Source organism: Sphingopyxis sp. GW821-FHT02C12 (assembly GCF_059421785.1).
Genome location: NZ_JBWKVQ010000001.1, coordinates 1,138,000 through 1,156,562, shown reverse-complemented (window position 1 = coordinate 1,156,562; position 18,563 = coordinate 1,138,000). Strand labels below are relative to the sequence as shown.

The following is an 18,563-nucleotide window of genomic DNA, read 5'->3' as shown; positions in this document are numbered from 1 at the left end:
AACAGGCTTATTCGACACCGACACGGCCCCATTCCCTCACAGGGAGAAACCCTCGCCGAGGTAGAGGCGGCGCACCTCGGGGTCGGCGACGAGTTCGGCGGGCGACCCGGCGAGCAGCACCTTGCCGTCGTAGATGATGCAGGCGCGATCGACGAGGTCGAGCGTTTCGCGGACGTTGTGGTCCGTGATCAGCACCCCGATGCCGCGCGTCTTGAGGTCGGCGACAAGGTCGCGAATGTCCGAAATCGACAGCGGATCGATGCCCGCGAACGGTTCGTCGAGCAGCATGATCGACGGGTTCGCGGCCAGCGCCCGCGCGATTTCGGCGCGGCGGCGTTCGCCGCCCGACAGCGCCATCGCGGCGGCGCTGCGCAGCCGGGTCAGGCCGAATTCGTCGAGCAATTCCTCGAGCCGGCGTTCGCGCGACACGCGGTCGGGCTCGCTGAGCTCAAGCACCGCACTGATATTCTGTTCGACCGTCATGCCGCGAAAGATCGAGGTTTCCTGCGGAAGATAGCCGAGACCGAGGATCGCGCGGCGGTACATCGGCAGCGCGGTGATGTCGGCGCCGTCGAGCATGATGCGCCCCGCGTCGGGCTTCACCAGCCCCATGATCGAATAGAAGCAGGTCGTCTTGCCGGCGCCGTTCGGCCCGAGCAGACCGACGACCTCGCCCTTGCCGACCGAGAGCGAGACGTCGGAGAGCACGACGCGCTTGTCATAGCTTTTGGCGATCGAGACGACCGCGAGTCCGTTGCCCGCCGCTGCCTCTTCCTGGACATGCGCGGTGTGTTCGGAAACGCCGTGATCGCCGCTGGCCGGCGGGGTCGCGAGGGTGGAGTCGTCGGTCATATCGTCGTCGCTGTCCGTCCAAAGATTGGCACCGCACTACCCGAGGAGCGCCGTAAAGGTCAATCTGGCAAGATTTTTGCAGGGACTATTTGCAGGGGCTATCAGTGCGCGGCCTGCGGTCCGCGCACGACGCCCGACAACGCGAGTTGTTCGTCGATCGCGGCCATCAGCCGGTCGAGCGCCGCCTCGTCCTTCGCCTCGGCGCGCGCGACGAGCACGTCCTGCGTGTTCGACGCCCGGAGCAGCCACCAACCGTCGTCGGTGAGCACGCGCGCGCCGTCGGTGCGGTCTACCTCGGCCCCCGACGCCGCGAGGCGGGCGAGAACCTCATCCACAATGGCGAACTTGCGCACCTCATCGACCTGGAAGCGCAACTCCGGCGTGTTGACCATCGGCGCCATGAGCCCACGCAATTCGGTGACGCTCTGCCCGAGCTTGGTCGCGGCCTCGATCAGGCGGATCGCCGCGTAAGGCGCGTCGTCATAGCCATAATAGCGGTCGGCGAAGAAGATATGGCCGCTCATCTCACCCGCGAGCGGACTGCCGGTTTCCTTCATCTTCGCCTTGATCAGGCTGTGGCCGGTTTTCCACATCATCGGCTGACCGCCCAATTCGGCGACGCGGTCGAACAAGGCCTGGCTGGCCTTCACATCGGCGATCACCGTGGCGCCCGGAATATCCCGGAGCACCGCCGCGGCATAGATTTGCAGCAGCTGGTCGCCCCAGATCACCCGGCCCTGCCCGTCGATCGCGCCGATCCGATCGCCATCTCCATCGAAAGCGACGCCGAAATCGAGATTCCTCTCGGCGACGAGCTTGCGCAAGTCCGCCAGATTCTTTTCCTCAGTGGGATCGGGATGGTGGTTCGGGAAATGGCCGTCGATGTCGGTAAACAGCAGGAAATGCTCGCCGGGAAGCCGCGCCGTCAATTTCTCGATGACCGTGCCGGCGGCGCCGTTACCGGCGTCCCAGCCGATGCGGTAGGCGGCGCCGGCGAAGCCCTCGACCAGCCGATCGACATAGGCGTCGACGATATCGATGCTCTGCGACGATCCCTCGCCGCTGTCCCAGTCGCCCGTGGCCGCCATCGTCCCGATGCCCGCGATGTCGGCGCCGTAGAAGGGGCGACCCTGAAACACCATCTTGAAGCCGTTATAGTCGGGGGGGTTGTGGCTGCCGGTTATCTGTATGCCGCCGTCCACCTCTTCGGTTGACGCGGCATAATAGAGCATCGGCGTCGGGCCGAGCCCGACATTCAGCGCATCGATCCCGGCGGCGTTGATCCCTTCGATCAGCGCCTCGGCGAGCATTGGCGACGACAGGCGGCCGTCATAACCGACCGCGACCGACCTGCCGCCCGCGCGCCGGATCAACGTCGCGAAGCTGCGCCCGATAGCATAGGCGTCGGCGGCCGACAGCGTGTCGCCGACGACCCCGCGGATGTCATATTCGCGCAGCATCGTCGGGTGAAAAACATGCGTCTGGGTCATGGGTCGCTCGCTTTCGGGGGAGAAGGAGGTCAGGCGGCGGCGAACAGGTCGCCGTCGGGATGCAGCCGCTCGCGCGCCGGCAGGTTAAGCCCTGCCATCGCTTCGCGCAGCTCCTGCCGCGCGACGACATGGCCGATCCCCATGCCGCCTAGATGCGCCTTGTCGAGCAGGGTGAGGCCGGCGGGGAAAAGTTCGCGGTAGATGACGCGCTCGCCAAGGCCCGGGATGACGCGAAAGCCGACGCGGCGCGACAATTGGGTCAGCGCCTCGCCGACGCGGCGCATATTATGCGCGTCGACATGCTGGAGGCGGTTGCGCAAGATGATCCAGTCGATGGTCCGCCCGTCGCTCTTGGCGCGCGCCTTGCGGGTGTCCCAGATCAGCTCCGAATAGAAGCTCGGCCGGGTGACCTGAAAGCTTTCGGGATCGACCTGCCCGATCAGGTCGAAATCGATGAAGCTGTCGTTGATCGGGGTGACAAGGGTGTCGGCGCTGGTCGCGAGGTGGCGCGCGAAGATATCGTCACGGCCGGGCGTGTCGGCGACAAAATAATCGGCGCCTTCGCTGAGCCGCGCGACTTGCGCGTCGAGTTCCCCGATCGTCGATCCTTCGAACACTTCGAAATTGGGGGTCGGCAGCGCGATGTCGCGGCGCTTTTCGGTCGCGCGGCGATTCTCCAGATAGCGATGGAAGGTGCGCTGGCGCGGGTCGAGGTCGAGCCCCGCGACGCGCCAGCCCTGGCTCGCCAGCGCCACCGCGAAATGCACGGCGCAGGTCGATTTGCCCGTCCCGCCCTTTTCATTGGCAAAGATGATGCGGTGCGGCGCGGGGGTCGTCATGGGCGTTGCGAATTTCCTGTCGGCGGCGCATGGGGGCCGCATGGGGTGGCGTCTCAGCCGCCATTATCGGAGGCGAGGCAGCCGTGCAAATCATCCGTGACATCGCCACCTTGCACCGCGCGGTCGACGCCCTGAAACGGGACGGAAAAAGCGTCGCGCTGGTCCCTACCATGGGCGCGCTGCATGACGGCCATCTGTCGCTGGTGCGGATGGGAAAACGCGTCGCCGACCATGTCGTAGTGTCGATCTTCGTCAACCCGACCCAGTTCGGCCCGAACGAGGATTTCGCCGCTTACCCGCGCGACGAGGCCCGCGACGCCGCGCTGCTCGCCGACGAAGGCGTCGCGCTGCTGTGGGCGCCCGACGTCGCGGTCATGTATCCCGCCGGGCACAGCACCCATATCGAGGTCGCCGCACTGGGCGGCGACTATTGCGGCGCGGCGCGGCCCGGGCATTTCGACGGGGTTGCGACCGTCGTCGCCAAATTGTTCAACCAAGTGCGCGCCGACGTCGCGATCTTCGGCGAAAAGGACTGGCAGCAGCTCGCGATCATCCGCCGCATGGCGCGCGATCTCGATTTCAAGCTCGACATATTGGGCGCGCCGATCGCGCGCGATCGCGACGGGCTCGCGCTGTCGTCGCGCAACGCCTATCTCTCGCCCGAACAGCGCACGGCGGCGACGGCGTTTCCCGACGCGCTGAAAGCCGCGGCGGCGGCGATCGCCGGCGGCGGCGATGTCGGCGCGGCGCTCGCCGCGGCCGAAGCGGCGATCGTCGCGGGCGGGTTCGACAGCGTCGACTATGTCGCGCTCGCCGACGCCGACAGCCTTGAAAGATTGCCGGTTTTCCGCACCCCCGCGCGACTTCTGGCGGCGGCGCGAATCGGCAAGACGCGGCTGATCGACAATTATCCCGTCGGCTGATTAACGCCGGAAATGGCCGATTCCGGTTGGTTTCGGACCTTATCCCCGAAAAAGTCCGATCGTCGTTAACGCTTTGTTGACCATGATCCGCAAGGTTGGGACCCGAAGCTTCCTGTGGGGGGAAGCGACAGGGGGTTATCATGGCCAACAGTCTGAAGTCTGCGCAATATCTGATCGAAAGCCGCTTGCTCGATGCCGCCCGCGGCGACGCCAATGCCTATTTCGATCTCGGGATCGCCTTTTCGACCGGCAGCGGCGGGGTCGATGTCGACCTGATCCAGGCGCATAAATGGTTCAACCTCGCGGCGCTCGGCGGCAACAAGGAAGGCCAGCAATGCCGCGCCGACCTGTCCGACGAAATGAGCCGCGACGAAATCGCCGAAGCCCAGCGCCAGGCACGCGCCTGGCTCGACGAAACCGCACGCCGCCCGGCCGCGCGGCGGTTTGCGGCCTAGTCCTTTCGCCGCCTAGTTCTTCCGCCGAAAGGGCATATGCCCCTCGAGCCAGTCCATTTCGGCTTCCTCGGCGCGGCGTTCCGTTTCCAGATAGTCGGCGACCGCGCGCCGGAACCCCGGATCGGCGATATAATGCGCCGACCAGGTCGCGACCGGGCCATAGCCCCGCGCGAGCTTGTGCCCGCCCTGCGCACCCGCCTCGACCCGCCCCAGGCCGCGTTCGATCGCGATATCGATCGCGCGGTAATAGCATAGTTCGAAATGCAGATAGGGGATGTCGACGAGGCAGCCCCAGTAACGCCCGTAGAGCGTGTCGGCGCCGATGAAATGCATCGCGCCGGCCAGCGGCCGGTCGTTCGCGTCATAGGCAAGGACGAGAATGATATCGTCCGCCATCTGCGCCCCCATCAGGTCGAACGCTTCGCGCGTCAGATAGGGCTGGCCCCATTTGCGCGCGCCGGTATCCTGATAGAAAAGCCACATCGCGTCCCAATGCTCATGGCGGATCGCGGCGCCGGTGAACTCCTCGATCCGCAGACCCTCGACCGCCCGCGCGCGCTCCTTGCGCAGTTGCTTGCGTTTCGCCGAGGTCAGCGTGCCAAGGAAATCGTCGAAGCCGGCATAACCCGCATTGGCGAAATGGAACTGGATGTCGCGGCGGACGAGCCAGCCGGCCTCCTCGAACAACCGCATCTGGTCGGGCGCGACGAAGGTGGCGTGCGCCGACGACAGGCCGTTCTGGCGCACCACCGCCTCGGCGGCGCGAATCAGCAGCAGCGCGTCGTCGCGATTCTGCGACAACAGGCGCGGCCCCGGCACCGGGGTGAAGGGCGCCGCGATCTGCAACTTGGGATAATAATCGCCGCCGGCGCGTGCCCAGGCATCGGCCCACGCATGGTCGAAGACATATTCGCCCTGGCTGTGGGTCTTGAGATAGGCGGGCGCCGCGGCGAGCAGCGTCCCCGCCTCATCCTCGACGAGCAACGGCGCCACCTGCCAGCCGGTGCCCGGCCCGACGCTGCCCGATCGTTCGAGCAGCGACAGAAAGGCATGGCCGACGAAGGGGTTGCCGCCGTCGTGGAGCGCATCCCACGCCGCGGCCTCGATCGCCGCGACGCCGGTGCCGAGCGAGATGGTGTGCGCGGGCGGGTCGGCTTCGGCCATGCCAGCCCTTAGGCCGGCCGCACCGCGACGATCGCGTCGGCCTCGACCGCGGCACCCAGCGGCAGCACCGCGACGCCGACCGCCGCGCGGGCGTGACGCCCGGCATCGCCGAACAGCGTCTCGAACAGTTCGGACGCGCCGTTCGCGACCTTGGCCTGGTCGGTGAAATCGGGGGTGGAGTTGACGAACACGCCGAGCTTCACGACTTTCTCGATGCGCGACCAGTCGCCGCCCAAGGCATTGCCGATCTGCGCGAGCAGCATCAGCGCGCAGCGCCGCGCGGCGTCATAGCCGCCCGCCACATCGACATCGGCGCCGAGGCGGCCGGTGACGACCTTGCCGTCGTTGAACGGAAGCTGGCCGCTGACATAGAGCATGCCGCCTTGTTCGACGACGGGCACATAGGCAGCGACCGGCGCGGCGGCCTTGGGCAGTTCGAGGCCGAGATCGGCGAGCTTGGCGGCGATATCCATGACGTTGTCCTTATACGGCGAGCGGGGCGGGGGCGGGAGTGTTTTCGGCGAGGCGCGCCAATATCCAGTCTTGCGCCTCGGTCCAGTTGTCGATGCGGGCATGGGCGTGCCGCGCGGGCGCGATCTTGTCGGCGATCGCGGGTTCGCCGACAAGGTGGAGGCGCCAGACCTCGGGCGCTTCCTGCGCCACCGACGTGTGATGCCCGCCAAGGTCGTCGATGAACACCGCGACCGAGGGTTGATATTCCTCGATCAGCCGGCGCACCGGTTCGCCCTTGCCGCCGCGGCTGCCGATGACGGGGGCATGGAAATCATGGAGCGCGAGCTGGTCGATACGGCGCTGCTGATGTTCGGGGCCGACATTGGTGAGCACCACGATATCGGCGTGCCTGGCGATCTCCGCCATCGCGGCGAGCGCGCCGGGAATCGGATATTGGCGCGTCATTTCGGTGGTGAAGAAACCGTCGAGCAAGGGCCACACCTCGGCGGCCTCGAGCGGCGTGCCGCATTCCTTGCGCTTGAGCGCCCCCGCGAAGCTCGCGTCCTCGATGCGGAACAGCACGCCATGTTCCTGGTCGACCCACTGCGCGAAGGGGACGACCATGTGCATCAGCACCTCGTCGCAATCGGTGATGACGAGCGGGCGGTTCATATCTCGATCCTTTCGTCGCCGGACAGGCGATGGGCGGCGGCGGCGATGTCTTCGGGTTTCCGGTCGAGCCCCACCGCGCAGGCGACAAGGTCGGCCTCATGCGCGGTCAGGAACGACAGGATCGCCGCGAGCGTCGATCGTTCGCCGAGCGATTCGCGCAAGTCGTCGGGCGCCAGGCCGGTGAGCGCGAGCAGCCGTTCGGCGCGCGGTTCGTCGGTCAGGATCCAGCCCAGCGCGCTCAGCGCCAGCGCTTCGTCGGCATCGTGCAAGTCGGTTTTCCCTTTCGCGGGAGGCAATTGTATCGCCGCGCCGATTCGCCTAAACCGGCGCCGAACGCAAGGTGGGGACGTGAAATATCATGGGCAAGACCATATTGGTCGTCGAGGATAATGAACTCAACCTGCGCCTGTTCTGCGACCTGCTCAACGCCCATGGCTATAGCGCCCATCCGGTGCGCGACGGCCGCGACGCGCTGGCGAAGGCGCGCGAAGTGTCGCCCGACCTGATCATCATGGACATCCAGTTGCCGCATGTCAGCGGGCTGGAGCTGATCGGCCAGATGAAGGCCGACCTGACGCTGCGCGCGGTGCCGATCATGGCGGTGACCGCCTATGCGGGCAAAGGCGACGAGGACCAGATCCGCGCTGCGGGGGCCGAAGCCTATGTATCGAAGCCGATTTCGGTGATCAAGTTCATCGAGAGCGTCGGGGTTTTTGCCTGACGCGACGGGGTTTGGGGCGTGAGCAAATTTTCTGATCTGAAAGATGCTTACGCGGCGCTGGGGCCACTACGCTTCTGGACGATTATGGGAGCGACACTTGCGTTCATCCTCGCCTTTGTAGCGCTCGAGACCTGGCTCTCCGCCAAGCTCGGCTGGCCCGAGGCCTTCGGCTTCGAGTGTCGCCGACGCGGCTGCCTGCTCACAAAAATGGGACATAGCGAACGGTTGCTGGAAGCCGGCGGCGCCTATGCGTGGGGGCTATTCGCGCTTTACTGGGCGATGCCGATGATCGCCGCAGGCTATGTGGCAGTGGTCCGATTCAAGCGACGCCGTCGCAATCCGATCCTGCCGATGGAGTAGCGAGCCCGGCCACGGCCAGGCTCGCCATGAACGGACGACTAGTTGCGATCGGCGGGCTTGCCCTGCGGCCGATTCCACGGCGCGGCATAATGAACCGCCACGGCGGTCGCCGAGGTGTCGATCACGGCGGCGAAAAACCGGTTGATCCAGTTCGATTCGGTGGTGTGGTTAGCCATGGGATATCTCCTGTGCCCGGGCCTGCAAGGGAGGGGGAGAGCGGCCCGGACGCGATTCTTCTAATCCCGGGGCGGTGCCAATTGGCGCCGAAATTGATCATATGAACGACCAATTTTCGCATTATAATGGGAATCATGCGAAAAATACCCGATCTCGACCGTTTCGACCGCCGCCTGCTCGCGCTGGTGCGCGAGGATAATCTCCAGCCCGCCCGGATTCTCGCCGACAAGGTCGGGCTGTCGCTGTCGGCGGTGTTGCGCCGCCTGCGGCGACTGCGCGAGGAAAAGGTGATCGTCGCCGATATCGCGGTGGTCGATCCGGCGCTGACCGGTTCGGCGCTGACGATGCATGTGCTGGTGCAGATGCAGCAGGCGGGGCCGCAAACGATGGACAATTTCGCGCGCGAGATCGTCCACCACCCCGAAATCACCGGCGCGTGGGACGTGACCGGCGGCGACGACTTCCTGCTCAAGGTTCAGGTCGGCACGATGGAGGATTATGACCGCTTCACCCGCCGCGCGCTCGGCGAGGACAAGGGGGTGCATTCGTTCACGACGATGATCGCGATCCGCAACATCATCGAAAACGACATCGCACGGCGCCCTTTGCGCGAGGGGTGAGGCGTAGGTCGCTTTCGGGCAGGAGCGGACAAGCCGCCCTTCACCCGCGCACGAAAAAGGGCGGCGCAAAGGCCGCCCTCCGGATCCCGGCTTTCACCGGGAGACACATCATTCCGTTCAGCGTTGCCGAACGGGTCGATGCATCACTTGATCTTGGCTTCCTTGAACTCGACATGCTTGCGCACGACGGGATCATATTTGCGCTGCGCCATCTTGTCGGTCATCGTGCGCGGGTTCTTCTTGGTGACATAGAAGAAGCCGGTGTCGGCGGTGCTCACGAGCTTGATCTTGACGGTCGTCGGCTTGGCCATGGCCCTGTTCCTCGAATAGTGACGCAGAAACCGGCGGGCGGTCGCGGCGCGCGGGGCGAAGACCCCGACTGATGTGTGAAAAACGACAGGGCAGCGCGCAAGCACGCCGCCCCCGATAAGCGCGCGCCTCTGACGGGATTCGGCGCTTGTGTCAAGCGAAACGAACGAGCGACGGCCAGTGTCAGGAGGCCGGCCGCCGCCCGCCCGGGAGAGACGTCAGGCGTTGCGGATCTCGAAACGCACCGTCATCTCCTTCCAGCTTTCCTCGGCCACGCCGCCGCGCGTCGCGGGCTTGAAGCGCCATTTGGCGAGCGCACGGCGCTTCGTCGCATCGAAAAAGCCGGGGCTGTCGGTGCTGACCAGCTCGACCTGCTTCACCTTGCCGTCGCTGCCGATCAGCACCCGCACTTTGGCAACACCCTCGATCCCTTCGCGCTGTTCGCGCGCCGGATAATCGGGCTGGAAATTGGCGAGGTGGCGCTGGTCGAGCTGCGCGAGGACCAGCTTGGGCATGGGCGGCACGGGCGGATCATAGGGGATCGAAGGTCCCGTTCCCGTTCCCGCCGGCGGCACGTAAATCTGTTCCGGCACAAAGATCGGAGTCTGCGCGATCGGCGGCAGCGTCGTGGGCGCCGTGGTGATCGGCGTTTGCTGCTGCCTCTGCTGCGGCGCCGGATCGGGTGCCGGCGGCGGCGGGAGCGGCTTTTCGATCGGGATCGAGATGACGGTGGTGGGCCCGGGTTTTTCGGTGATCACCGAAATCATCGGGGTCAGCGCGACGGCGACGAGCAGCGCGATCGGCAGCCCGACCGCGAAGACCGCGGCGAATGGACGATGGCGGGCGCCGGGATTATAACTGCCGCGCTGCAGCAGCGAGCCACCGGCGGATGCGGCCGTCGCCGAGCGCGGCGACAGGGTGGCGGATATCAACGGTATCAGGGTCATGGCCTCTCTCCTTGCCGAACCGACCCGGGGCCGCCGCGCTTGTGCTTCTATCCGGCCTGGTCGCAATAATGTGATATTATAACATACCTGTGATTGTCAAGCGAAGAGGTCGGCAAGCGAGTTATCGCGGGATACCGGGGGGTTCAGGCGGCGGAGAGCCGCGCGATCGCTTCGTCCTTCGCGATCAGCGGCAGCAGTTCGCCCATGTCGGGGCCATGGTCGCGGCCGGTGAGCGCGCGGCGCAGCGGCAGGAACAGCGCGCGGCCCTTCGCCCCGGTCGCCGCCTTCACCGCATTGGTGAGCGCATGCCAGGGATCGGCGCCCCAGTCGATGTCGGGCGCTGCGGCGGCGGCGGCGGCGAGCACCGCGCGGTCGGCGTCGTCGGCGGACGGCGGGGCCAGCGGTCCGTCGAACACCGCCACCCAGTCGGCCGCCTCGGCGACGGTCATCAAATTCGGGCGAATCGCGTGCCAGCGCGCGGCGTCGATCGCCGCGGGCAGGCGGTCGGCAACCGCCTCATGGTCCAGCTGGTGGACGATCTTCTGGTTGACCAGCGCCAGCTCGGCCTCGTCGAAACGCGCCGGGGCGCGGCCGAAATGGGCGAAGTCGATCGTTTCGACCAGCGGCGCGGCGTCGGTGACCGGTTCGACCGGGTCGCTGGTGCCGAGCCGCGCGAGCAGCGCGACGAGCGCGATCGGCTCGATCCCCTGTTCGCGCAAGCCATCCATCCCGAGCGAGCCCAGCCGCTTCGACAATTTGCCCTCGGTCCCGACGAGCAAAGCCTCATGCGCGAACGCGGGCGGAGCCGCGCCGAGCGCCGCGAACATCTGGATCTGCGCCGCGGTGTTCGACACATGGTCCTCGCCGCGCACGACGTGCGAAATGCCCATCGCGATATCGTCGATCACGCTGGGCAGCAGATAGAGCCAGCTGCCGTCGGCACGGCGCACAACCGGGTCGGACATCGATTTCGGGTCGAAACTCTGGTCGCCGCGGACCATGTCGGTCCATGCGATCGGCGCATCATGGTCGAGCCGGAACCGCCAGTGCGGCGCGACGCCTTCGGGAACCGGGGCATCGGCGGGCTTGCGTTCATACACCGGCGGCAGGCCGCGCGAGAGCAGCACCTTGCGGCGGATGTCGAGTTCCTCGGGGGTCTCGTAACAGGCATAGACGCGCCCCGCGCCCTTCAGCCGGTCGAATTCGCGTTCGTACAGGTCAAAGCGCGCCGACTGGCGCTCCTCGCCGTCGATATCGAGGTCGAGCCAGGCGAGATCGGCGCGAATGCCCGCGACATAGTCTTCCTTCGACCGTTCGCGGTCGGTGTCGTCGATGCGCAGCAGGAAGCGCCCGCCATTTTTGCGCGCCCACATCCAGTTGTGGAGCGCGGTGCGGACATTGCCGACATGGAGATGGCCCGTCGGCGAGGGGGCAAAGCGGGTGATAACGGTCATGCGCGCGCCTATAGCGCCATCGCGCCCCGCATGGCGACCCCAACTTCGCCTGCCGCGCGTCCAGGCTTAACCGCTTCTTTCCGCTTTCTGCGTAGCAACGGCGTCATGGAGGGCGGAACCACAGGATGGCGGGTGCGGCTATGGCCGCGCGTGCCGGCGGCGATTGCCGACGAGCTGGCGCTGGCGCGCGTCGCGCGGCTTCGGGTGCTCGTCCCGATCCTCTATTCGGTGATGATCGCGGTGATCCTCACCGCGATGATCGCCACCGCGGGCGACGCGCCGGCGCTCGCGACCGGCGACGAGGCGCCCTGGCTGGTCCGCTATGGCATGCCGCTGGCCGCGGTCGGCGTCGCCGCGATCCGGCTGGTCCATTGGCTGCGCCGCCGCACCGCGCCGATGAGCGCCGCCGCCGCGCACCGTCTGATCGGCCGGATGTTCCTGATCGCCATGCCGATCGCCGCGCTGTGCAGCGTCTGGGCGGCATCAAGCTGGTGGTTGTCGGTCCCCGGCCAGCGCTCCTATTATCCGATGTTCGTGGTGATGGGCACGCTGACCACCGCCTTTTGCCTCGCCCCGGTGCGCGGCGCGACATTGTCGGTGATGGCGGCGGGAATCGGCCCCGTGGTCGCGCTGCTGATCGTCGCGGGCAACTGGATGGACCTGATCGCGGTCGCGATCACGCTGCTCGCCGCGGCGTTCCTCGTCCGGCTGGTGCTCGACCAGCATGGCCAGCAGGTCGAGATGCTGATGCTGCGCCGCCGCCTGCAACGCCAGGCGATGACCGACCCGCTGACCGGGCTCGCCAACCGCCGCGCGCTCCACATGGCCGCGGAAGAATTTTTCGCCGCGGGCGGTGCCGGGGCGGCGCTGGTCCTGATCGATCTCGACGGCTTCAAGCCGGTCAACGACCGCCACGGCCACGCCGCAGGCGATCTGTTGCTGATTGCGATCGGCGGGCGGCTGCGCGCGCAGGCGGGCGAAGCGGCGACCGTCGCGCGCGTTGGCGGCGACGAATTCGCGATATGGCTTCCCGGTTGCGATGCCGAAGCGCTCGATGTGCGGGCAAGCGCGCTGCTTGCGGCGCTTGCCGCGCCCTTCCCGATCGACGGCCAGCCGATTCGCATCGGTGCCAGCGCGGGACTGGCGCGTGCGCCCGACGACGGCGCCTCGCTGCTCGATCTGATGCGCAGCGCTGACGAAGCGCTCTATGCCGCCAAGCCGCAGCGCGACACCGCGCCGACCGCGACGGTCAGCCCGCTGGCGCCGCTCGCTGCGGCGACCCGGCCACGACGATCGCGAAAAGCACGCCGCTAAGCCGTGCGGAAACCGTGGGTTATCGGATAGCGGCGATCGCGCCCGAAATTGCGCGTCGACAATTTGACCCCCGGCGGCGCCTGGCGGCGCTTATATTCGGCGATCGACAGCAGCCGCTCGATCCGGACCACCGCATCGCGGTCGAAGCCATATTTCGCGACGACATCGTCGACGCTCTTTTCCTCCTCGACCAGCATGTGCAGCATCCGGTCGAGATCGGGATAGGCGGGCAGGCTGTCCTCGTCCTTCTGGTCGGGGCGCAGTTCGGCGCTCGGCGGCTTGGTGATGATGGTCTCGGGCATCACCGGGGTCACCGGGTTGCGCGACAGGCGCGGGACATTCGCGTTGCGCCATTTCGCCGCCGCGAAGACCGTCATCTTATACGCGTCCTTGAGCGGATTATACCCGCCCGCCATGTCACCATAGATGGTCGCATAACCGACGCTCATCTCGCTCTTGTTGCCCGTGGTCAGCAGCATCGGACCAAATTTGTTGCTGAGCGCCATCAGCGTAACGCCGCGAATGCGCGACTGGACATTTTCCTCGGTGGTGTCGACAGCCGCGTCGGCGAAACTGTCCGACAGCATCGTGTCGAAGGCATCGACCGCCGGGGCGATCGATATGGTGTCGAGACGGCAGCCGATCATCGCCGCGCAGCCAGCGGCATCGTCGAGGCTTTCCTGGCTGGTGAAGCGGCTCGGCAGCATCACGCACCACACTTTGTCGGGACCGAGCGCGTCGGCGGCGATCGCGGCGCAGATCGCCGAATCGATCCCGCCCGACAGGCCGAGCACGACGCCAGGGAAGCGGTTGCGCTCGACATAGTCGCGCAGGGACAGGATCATCGCGCTGTAGATGTCGGCGGGATGCGCCTCCCACTCGGCGATCGTGCCGCTGTCGCACGCCCAGCCGTCCGCGCCCTTGATCCAGTGCGTAACGCGCTCTTCTTCCTCCCAGTCGGTCAGCCGGTGCGCGGTCGCGCCATCGGCATTCAACACGAAGGAGCAGCCGTCGAAGACAAGCTCGTCCTGCCCGCCGATGCGGTTGAGGAAGATCAGCGGCAGGCCGGTCTCGGCGACGCGGCCTGCGAAAACCTGGGTCAGCCGGCGGTCGTCCTTATCGATTTCATAGGGGCTTCCGTTGACCGAGATCAGCAACTCGGCGCCCTGCGCGGCGAGATGCGCCGACACCTTGGGCAGCCAACCGTCCTCGCAGATCGGCAGGCCGAGCTTGATCCCGCGCCACTCGACCACATCGGGCAGCGGGCCGGGCGCGAAGACGCGCTTTTCGTCGAAAGTGCCGTAATTGGGCAGTTCATGCTTGCGCCGCGTCGCGACGACGCGGCCACCGTCGAGCAAAGCGACAATATTGTAGAGCGCATCGCCGTCTCTTTCGACCGAGCCGACGAGCATCGCGGGGCCACCGTCGGCGGTCTCGGCGGCCAGTTCGGCGAGGATTTTTGCCGCCCGCTCGGCGAGTGCGGGCTTGAGCACCAGATCCTCGGGCGGATAGCCGATCAGCTGCAGCTCGGGATAGAGGAGCAGGTCGGCCTGCGGGTGCCGCGCGCGAACGGCACGCATCGCGTCGGCGTTGGCGGCAAGGTCACCGACGACCTGCGTCATCTGGGAAAGGACGATCGAGAGCTGCTGGGTCATGCCCTGCGGTTTAGGCCGAACCGTTCCGATTTCAACCGAAGACGAGCATCCACAATGTCCGGCCCGGCGCCATGGCGAAGAAGCCGGCAGCGAGCAGCCCGAAATAGACGCCGCGCATCGTCTTGAGGTGGCGATCGATCTGGCCGCTCTGCGCGAACCAGATCGCACGCGGTAGCTGCACCAGCGTCAGCACCGAAAAGAGGTGGATCGGGCCGATGCCGCCGGTGATCGTACGGATCCAGAAGCTGTCGATCGCGGTGGCGATCATCAGCAGCGCCCAGACGCGCCCGCCGATGCGGTGCGTCGCGTCGCCCTTGGCCGGACGCCACAGCAGCCAGGCGCCGAGCGGCAGCGCCGGAATGACCGTCGCGAGGTGGAGCTGGACGGCCCAGGCCGGGGTGCGATAGTCCGATGTCCCGGTGAAGGAGCGGACGAGCACCGCCGCGACGATCGCCCCCAGCACGATGAACGCGGTGACAACGATGCGGCGCAGGTTGGCGGCGCGGGCGGGCTTGGCGGCGAGAGCGGTCATGATGAAATCCCCGTTGGTCGATACGATGCCCTGTCCCTGCCACGGCGCGGTTCGCGGGCAAGCCGGGCTTCGCAAAAACGGCGGATTTCTTCGCAAAACAGGCTGCTTCGCCGATTGACGCTTCGTGAAATGGCAGACACAAGACGCGACATGGCGAAAAGGCTGACGATCGAATTGCTGGTGATGGTGGCGCTCGGGCTGCTGATCGGGCTGCTCGGCCCCTTCGGCACATTCGGCGCGCCGCCGGCGCAGCGGATGCTGAGCTGGGTGATCTGGTTGCTCGCCGGCTATGCGCTGTTTCGCCCGACCGGCGTGGTCGCCAGCTGGCTGTGCGAAGCCACCGGGATGCCGCGCTTTGCCGGCACTTTGCTCGCGCTCGTCGTCGCGAGCGTGCCGCTGACGCTGATCATCACGATGATGGCGATGCGCATGGATTTCGCCGCGGCGCTGCGCTGGCCGGGCTTCTGGACGATGTACCTCTATATATGGGTCGTCTCGGCGGTCGTCTCGATCGCGATGGGCGCGGTCTTCCGACGCAATGCGGCAGCATCCGAGGCGTCCCCTGCGTTGGCGGGGCCGCCGTTGGCCGCGGCCCCTGTTCCCGGGCCCGCGCCGTCGCCACCCGAACCAGCCGCCGCCACCTTGCTGCTGCCACCCGGTTTCGGCCCGGTGCGCGCGCTGAAGGGCGAGGATCACTATGTTCGCATCATCGGCGAAGGCCGCGAGGAGATGGTGCTGATGCGGATGCGCGACGCGATCGACCGGCTCGGCGACGCCGACGGCCTGCGTATTCACCGCAGCTGGTGGGTCGCCAGGGCCGCGGTCGAAAGCGTGCGCCGCGAAGGCCGCACCGCGGTGATCGTCCTGAAAGGCGGCCACGAAGCACCGGTCGCGCGCGATATGATGCCCGCGTTGCGCGCGGCGGGGTGGCTTTAGGTCTTCCCCTTCGCGCCCCGGCTGGCTAAGGGCCGCGCATCATTCCCGCGCGAAAGGGCGTCGCACCCCATGAAACTGATCTCCGGCAACAGCAACCTGCCGCTGGCGCGCGCCATCGCCGACTATCTGGAACTGCCGCTGACCGACACCAGCGTCCGGCGCTTCGCCGACGAGGAAGTGTTCGTCGAAATCCACGAAAATGTCCGCGGCCAGGATGTCTTTGTCGTCCAGCCGACCAATTACCCCGCGAACGACAATCTGATGGAACTGTTGATCATCAACGACGCGCTGCGCCGCGCCTCGGCGAAGCGCATCACCGCGGTCGTTCCCTATTTCGGCTATGCCCGCCAGGATCGCAAACCCGGCCCGCGCACCCCGATCTCGGCCAAGCTCGTCGCCAATCTGATCACCACCTCGGGCGCTGACCGCGTGCTCGCGATCGACCTGCACGCGGGGCAGATCCAAGGCTTTTTCGACATCCCGACCGACAATCTCTACGCCGCACCGGTGATGAGCGCCGACATCCAGGCGCGCTTTGCGGGCAAGAATCTGATGGTCGTGTCGCCCGACGTTGGCGGCGTGGTGCGCGCCCGCGCGCTCGCCAAACGGCTCGACAACGCGCCGCTGGCGATCGTCGACAAGCGCCGCGAGCGCGCCGGCGAATCGGAAGTCATGAACATCATCGGCGACGTGAAGGGGCGTTTCTGCATCCTGATCGACGATATCGTCGATTCGGCGGGCACCTTGTGCAACGCCGCCGCGGCGCTGAAGGCGGCGGGCGCCGAGGGTGTCGTCGCCTATTGCACCCACGGTGTGCTGTCGGGCGGTGCGGTCGCGCGCGTCGATGCGAGCGAGCTCACCGAGCTGGTGATCACCGATTCGATCCAGCCGACCGACGCGGTCAACGACAGCGGCAAGGTCCGCGCGCTGACCGTCGCGCCGTTGCTGGGCGAGGCGATCAAGCGCATCGCCGACGAAAGCTCGGTCAGCAGCCTGTTCGACTGAGGCGCGATCGCCGGATTGCCTTGCCCCCGCTTTGCGCCCAGACTTGGCGCGAGGAAGGCACGATATGGGGCACGGCGATGACAAAATTCCTGAACAGCGGTCATCGCGCCGGAAAAGGCTCTTGCGACGCATGTTGACGTCGCTGGTTTTCGCGACCGGAAGCTTTGCGTTGCTGGCACTGGCGCTGTGGGCGGCATTCCCGCTGCCCTCGCTCGATGGCCGGCGGAGCAGCCAGGCGGTCTCCGATCCGACCGCGGCCGTTGCGGCGGCGATCGCCCCGGTGTCGGCGCGGCACCCGGGACAAAGCGGCATCTATCTGCTCCCCGATGCGCTCGACGCCTTTGCCGCGCGGGTCGAGATGATCCGCGCCGCCGAACGGTCGGTCGACCTGCAATATTATATTTGGAACAACGACCTGTCGGGGCGGATTCTACTCGCCGAACTGGTCAGGGCAGCCGATCGCGGCGTCGACGTCCGCCTGCTGATCGATGATAACACCACGGCTGGACTCGACCCGATGCTGGCCGGCGCGAACGCCCATCCGCACATCGAGGTGCGATTGTTCAACCCGCTGACCCTGCGGTCGGTCCGCGCGGCCAATTACCTCTTCGCTTTTCCACGCCTCAACCGGCGGATGCACAACAAGTCGCTGACCATCGACGGCGCGGTAACGATCGTCGGCGGGCGCAATGTCGGCGACGAATATTTCGGCGCCGAACAGGACGGCTTGTTCATCGACATGGACGCGCTGGCGATCGGCGCGGTGCTGCCCGAGGTGTCGGCGCAATTCGACCGCTATTGGAACAGCCGGTCGGCCTATCCGGCCGAATTGCTGATCGCCGCCGATGGCGGCGAGCCGATGCCGGCGCTGCGCGACCCACCCGAATCGGACAGCGAACGCGGACGGCAATATCGCGCGGCCATCGCGGCGACCGCCTTCATTCGGGATGCGATGAGCCAGACGCTGAACTGGCAATGGACCGACGTCCGGTTGTTCAGCGACGACCCGGCAAAGGCGCTCGGGGCCGAACCGCCCGAATCGCTGCTGATCAACCGGTTGAAACCGGTGATCGCCGGCGCGAAGGGCAGCTTCGACCTGATTTCGGGCTATTTCGTGCCCGCCGGGTCCGGGACCGACCTGCTCACCGGCCTCGCGCAGCGCAAGGTCGATACGCACGTCGTGACCAACAGCTTCGCGGTTACCGACGTCCCGCTGGTCCACGCCGGCTATGTCAAGAAGCGCACGCCCCTGCTCGAAGCCGGTGTTCGGTTGTTCGAGGTCCGGCCCGGTCCCAAAGGACATGCCGAAGAAAGCCCCCACAGCGCGACCCGCTTTAGCGGCGGCGGCGAAAGCCTGCACGCCAAGACCTTCGTCGTCGATCGCCGGCTGCTGTTCGTCGGTTCGTTCAATTTCGATCCGCGGTCGGCCGAACTCAATTGCGAAATGGGCTTCCTGATCGACAGCCCCTATCTGTCCGGGCTGGTCGCCGACGGGCTGCGCGCACGCCTGCCCGATCACAGCTACGCCGTGACGCTGTCGCCGGAAGGCTCACTGCAATGGGGCAAATCCACCGACGGGCGGCAAAGCATCCTGGTCACCGAACCGGGAACCACGGCGTGGAACCGCACCGGCGTGTGGCTGCTGTCGCACCTGCCGATCGACTGGCTGCTCTAGCCTCGCACCG

22 protein-coding genes are annotated in these 18,563 nt (G+C 66.7%); 9 read left to right on the top strand and 13 right to left on the bottom strand.

The window, feature by feature from the left end; all coding sequences use genetic code 11:
* Window positions 1-36: 36 nt before the first annotated feature.
* The 3 genes from lptB to AC07U1_RS05365 form a co-directional block, all read right to left on the bottom strand.
* Entirely contained in the window at window positions 37-852 is an 816-nt protein-coding gene (lptB, locus tag AC07U1_RS05375) for an LPS export ABC transporter ATP-binding protein (RefSeq protein ID WP_056341710.1), read from the bottom strand.
* 101 nt (window positions 853-953) lie between these two features.
* Window positions 954-2,342 (bottom strand): phosphoglucomutase/phosphomannomutase PgmG, encoded by a 1,389-nt coding sequence (pgmG, locus tag AC07U1_RS05370; RefSeq protein ID WP_495177220.1) that lies wholly within the window; start codon window positions 2,340-2,342, stop codon window positions 954-956.
* Window positions 2,343-2,371: 29 nt separating this feature from the next.
* Complete coding sequence (locus AC07U1_RS05365) at window positions 2,372-3,181, bottom strand: division plane positioning ATPase MipZ (protein WP_495177221.1); 810 nt, start codon at window positions 3,179-3,181, stop codon at window positions 2,372-2,374.
* An 83-nt stretch (window positions 3,182-3,264) separates the two neighbouring features.
* On the opposite strand from AC07U1_RS05365, the gene panC reads away from it, so the two are divergent.
* Both panC and AC07U1_RS05355 read left to right on the top strand, forming a co-directional pair.
* Entirely contained in the window at window positions 3,265-4,104 is an 840-nt protein-coding gene (gene panC / locus AC07U1_RS05360) for a pantoate--beta-alanine ligase (protein ID WP_495177222.1), read from the top strand.
* Between the two features lie 140 nt (window positions 4,105-4,244).
* A complete protein-coding gene (locus AC07U1_RS05355; protein WP_056341699.1) occupies window positions 4,245-4,559 on the top strand; it encodes an SEL1-like repeat protein in 315 nt (104 codons plus the stop codon).
* A 12-nt stretch (window positions 4,560-4,571) separates the two neighbouring features.
* On the opposite strand, the gene AC07U1_RS05350 is transcribed toward AC07U1_RS05355, so the two are convergent.
* From AC07U1_RS05350 to AC07U1_RS05335, 4 genes are read right to left on the bottom strand one after another with little or no spacing between them, the layout of a single operon-like run.
* The gene (locus AC07U1_RS05350; protein ID WP_495177223.1) at window positions 4,572-5,723 is read right to left on the bottom strand and encodes a GNAT family N-acetyltransferase; all 1,152 of its coding nucleotides are present in this window, start codon (window positions 5,721-5,723) and stop codon (window positions 4,572-4,574) included.
* An 8-nt stretch (window positions 5,724-5,731) separates the two neighbouring features.
* The gene (locus AC07U1_RS05345) at window positions 5,732-6,196 is read right to left on the bottom strand and encodes a RidA family protein (RefSeq protein ID WP_495177224.1); all 465 of its coding nucleotides are present in this window, start codon (window positions 6,194-6,196) and stop codon (window positions 5,732-5,734) included.
* A gap of 10 nt (window positions 6,197-6,206) precedes the next feature.
* Window positions 6,207-6,848, bottom strand: coding sequence for an HAD family hydrolase (locus AC07U1_RS05340; RefSeq protein ID WP_495177225.1), 642 nt, complete (start codon window positions 6,846-6,848; stop codon window positions 6,207-6,209).
* Complete coding sequence (locus AC07U1_RS05335) at window positions 6,845-7,117, bottom strand: DUF3572 domain-containing protein (protein WP_056341688.1); 273 nt, start codon at window positions 7,115-7,117, stop codon at window positions 6,845-6,847. Before AC07U1_RS05335 ends, AC07U1_RS05340 begins: the two co-directional genes overlap by 4 nt.
* Before the next feature lie 89 nt (window positions 7,118-7,206).
* Here AC07U1_RS05335 and AC07U1_RS05330 point away from each other — a divergent pair, with 89 nt between their 5' ends.
* Complete coding sequence (locus tag AC07U1_RS05330) at window positions 7,207-7,569, top strand: response regulator (RefSeq protein WP_495177226.1); 363 nt, start codon at window positions 7,207-7,209, stop codon at window positions 7,567-7,569.
* Window positions 7,570-7,587: 18 nt separating this feature from the next.
* Window positions 7,588-7,929: a hypothetical protein gene (locus AC07U1_RS05325; RefSeq protein WP_495177227.1), complete on the top strand. Its 342-nt coding sequence runs from the start codon at window positions 7,588-7,590 to the stop codon at window positions 7,927-7,929.
* Window positions 7,930-7,967: 38 nt separating this feature from the next.
* On the opposite strand, the gene AC07U1_RS05320 is transcribed toward AC07U1_RS05325, so the two are convergent.
* Window positions 7,968-8,105 (bottom strand): hypothetical protein, encoded by a 138-nt coding sequence (locus tag AC07U1_RS05320; RefSeq protein ID WP_495177228.1) that lies wholly within the window; start codon window positions 8,103-8,105, stop codon window positions 7,968-7,970.
* A 135-nt stretch (window positions 8,106-8,240) separates the two neighbouring features.
* Here AC07U1_RS05320 and AC07U1_RS05315 point away from each other — a divergent pair, with 135 nt between their 5' ends.
* Window positions 8,241-8,726 carry an Lrp/AsnC family transcriptional regulator gene (locus AC07U1_RS05315; RefSeq protein ID WP_495177229.1) on the top strand — a complete coding sequence of 162 codons (486 nt, stop codon included), beginning with the start codon at window positions 8,241-8,243 and terminating at the stop codon, window positions 8,724-8,726.
* 143 nt (window positions 8,727-8,869) lie between these two features.
* Here AC07U1_RS05315 and rpmG read toward each other — a convergent pair whose 3' ends face one another.
* The 3 genes from rpmG to AC07U1_RS05300 all read right to left on the bottom strand — a co-directional run bounded on the left by rpmG (window position 8,870) and on the right by AC07U1_RS05300 (window position 11,436).
* Window positions 8,870-9,037, bottom strand: a complete 168-nt coding sequence (gene rpmG, locus AC07U1_RS05310) for a 50S ribosomal protein L33 (RefSeq protein WP_056341677.1) — start codon at window positions 9,035-9,037, stop codon at window positions 8,870-8,872.
* Between the two features lie 216 nt (window positions 9,038-9,253).
* Window positions 9,254-9,982, bottom strand: a complete 729-nt coding sequence (locus AC07U1_RS05305) for an energy transducer TonB (protein ID WP_495177230.1) — start codon at window positions 9,980-9,982, stop codon at window positions 9,254-9,256.
* Between the two features lie 143 nt (window positions 9,983-10,125).
* Window positions 10,126-11,436, bottom strand: coding sequence for a glutamate--tRNA ligase (locus AC07U1_RS05300; RefSeq protein WP_495177231.1), 1,311 nt, complete (start codon window positions 11,434-11,436; stop codon window positions 10,126-10,128).
* Between the two features lie 150 nt (window positions 11,437-11,586).
* Here AC07U1_RS05300 and AC07U1_RS05295 point away from each other — a divergent pair, with 150 nt between their 5' ends.
* Window positions 11,587-12,750, top strand: coding sequence for a GGDEF domain-containing protein (locus AC07U1_RS05295; RefSeq protein WP_495197660.1), 1,164 nt, complete (start codon window positions 11,587-11,589; stop codon window positions 12,748-12,750).
* Here the strand turns inward: AC07U1_RS05295 and AC07U1_RS05290 are convergent.
* Entirely contained in the window at window positions 12,747-14,405 is a 1,659-nt protein-coding gene (locus AC07U1_RS05290; RefSeq protein WP_495177233.1) for an NAD+ synthase, read from the bottom strand. The two genes, AC07U1_RS05295 and AC07U1_RS05290, sit on opposite strands and share 4 nt — an antisense overlap.
* A 31-nt stretch (window positions 14,406-14,436) precedes the next feature.
* A complete protein-coding gene (locus AC07U1_RS05285; protein ID WP_492735165.1) occupies window positions 14,437-14,937 on the bottom strand; it encodes a DUF2306 domain-containing protein in 501 nt (166 codons plus the stop codon).
* Window positions 14,938-15,087: 150 nt separating this feature from the next.
* Between AC07U1_RS05285 and AC07U1_RS05280 the strand changes: the two genes are divergently transcribed.
* From AC07U1_RS05280 to AC07U1_RS05270, 3 genes are all read left to right on the top strand, one after another.
* Window positions 15,088-15,873, top strand: coding sequence for a LytTR family DNA-binding domain-containing protein (locus tag AC07U1_RS05280; protein ID WP_495197659.1), 786 nt, complete (start codon window positions 15,088-15,090; stop codon window positions 15,871-15,873).
* Window positions 15,874-15,942: 69 nt separating this feature from the next.
* A complete protein-coding gene (locus AC07U1_RS05275; protein ID WP_056341658.1) occupies window positions 15,943-16,878 on the top strand; it encodes a ribose-phosphate pyrophosphokinase in 936 nt (311 codons plus the stop codon).
* A 130-nt stretch (window positions 16,879-17,008) separates the two neighbouring features.
* Complete coding sequence (locus tag AC07U1_RS05270) at window positions 17,009-18,553, top strand: phospholipase D family protein (protein WP_495177235.1); 1,545 nt, start codon at window positions 17,009-17,011, stop codon at window positions 18,551-18,553.
* Window positions 18,554-18,563: the final 10 nt, after the last annotated feature.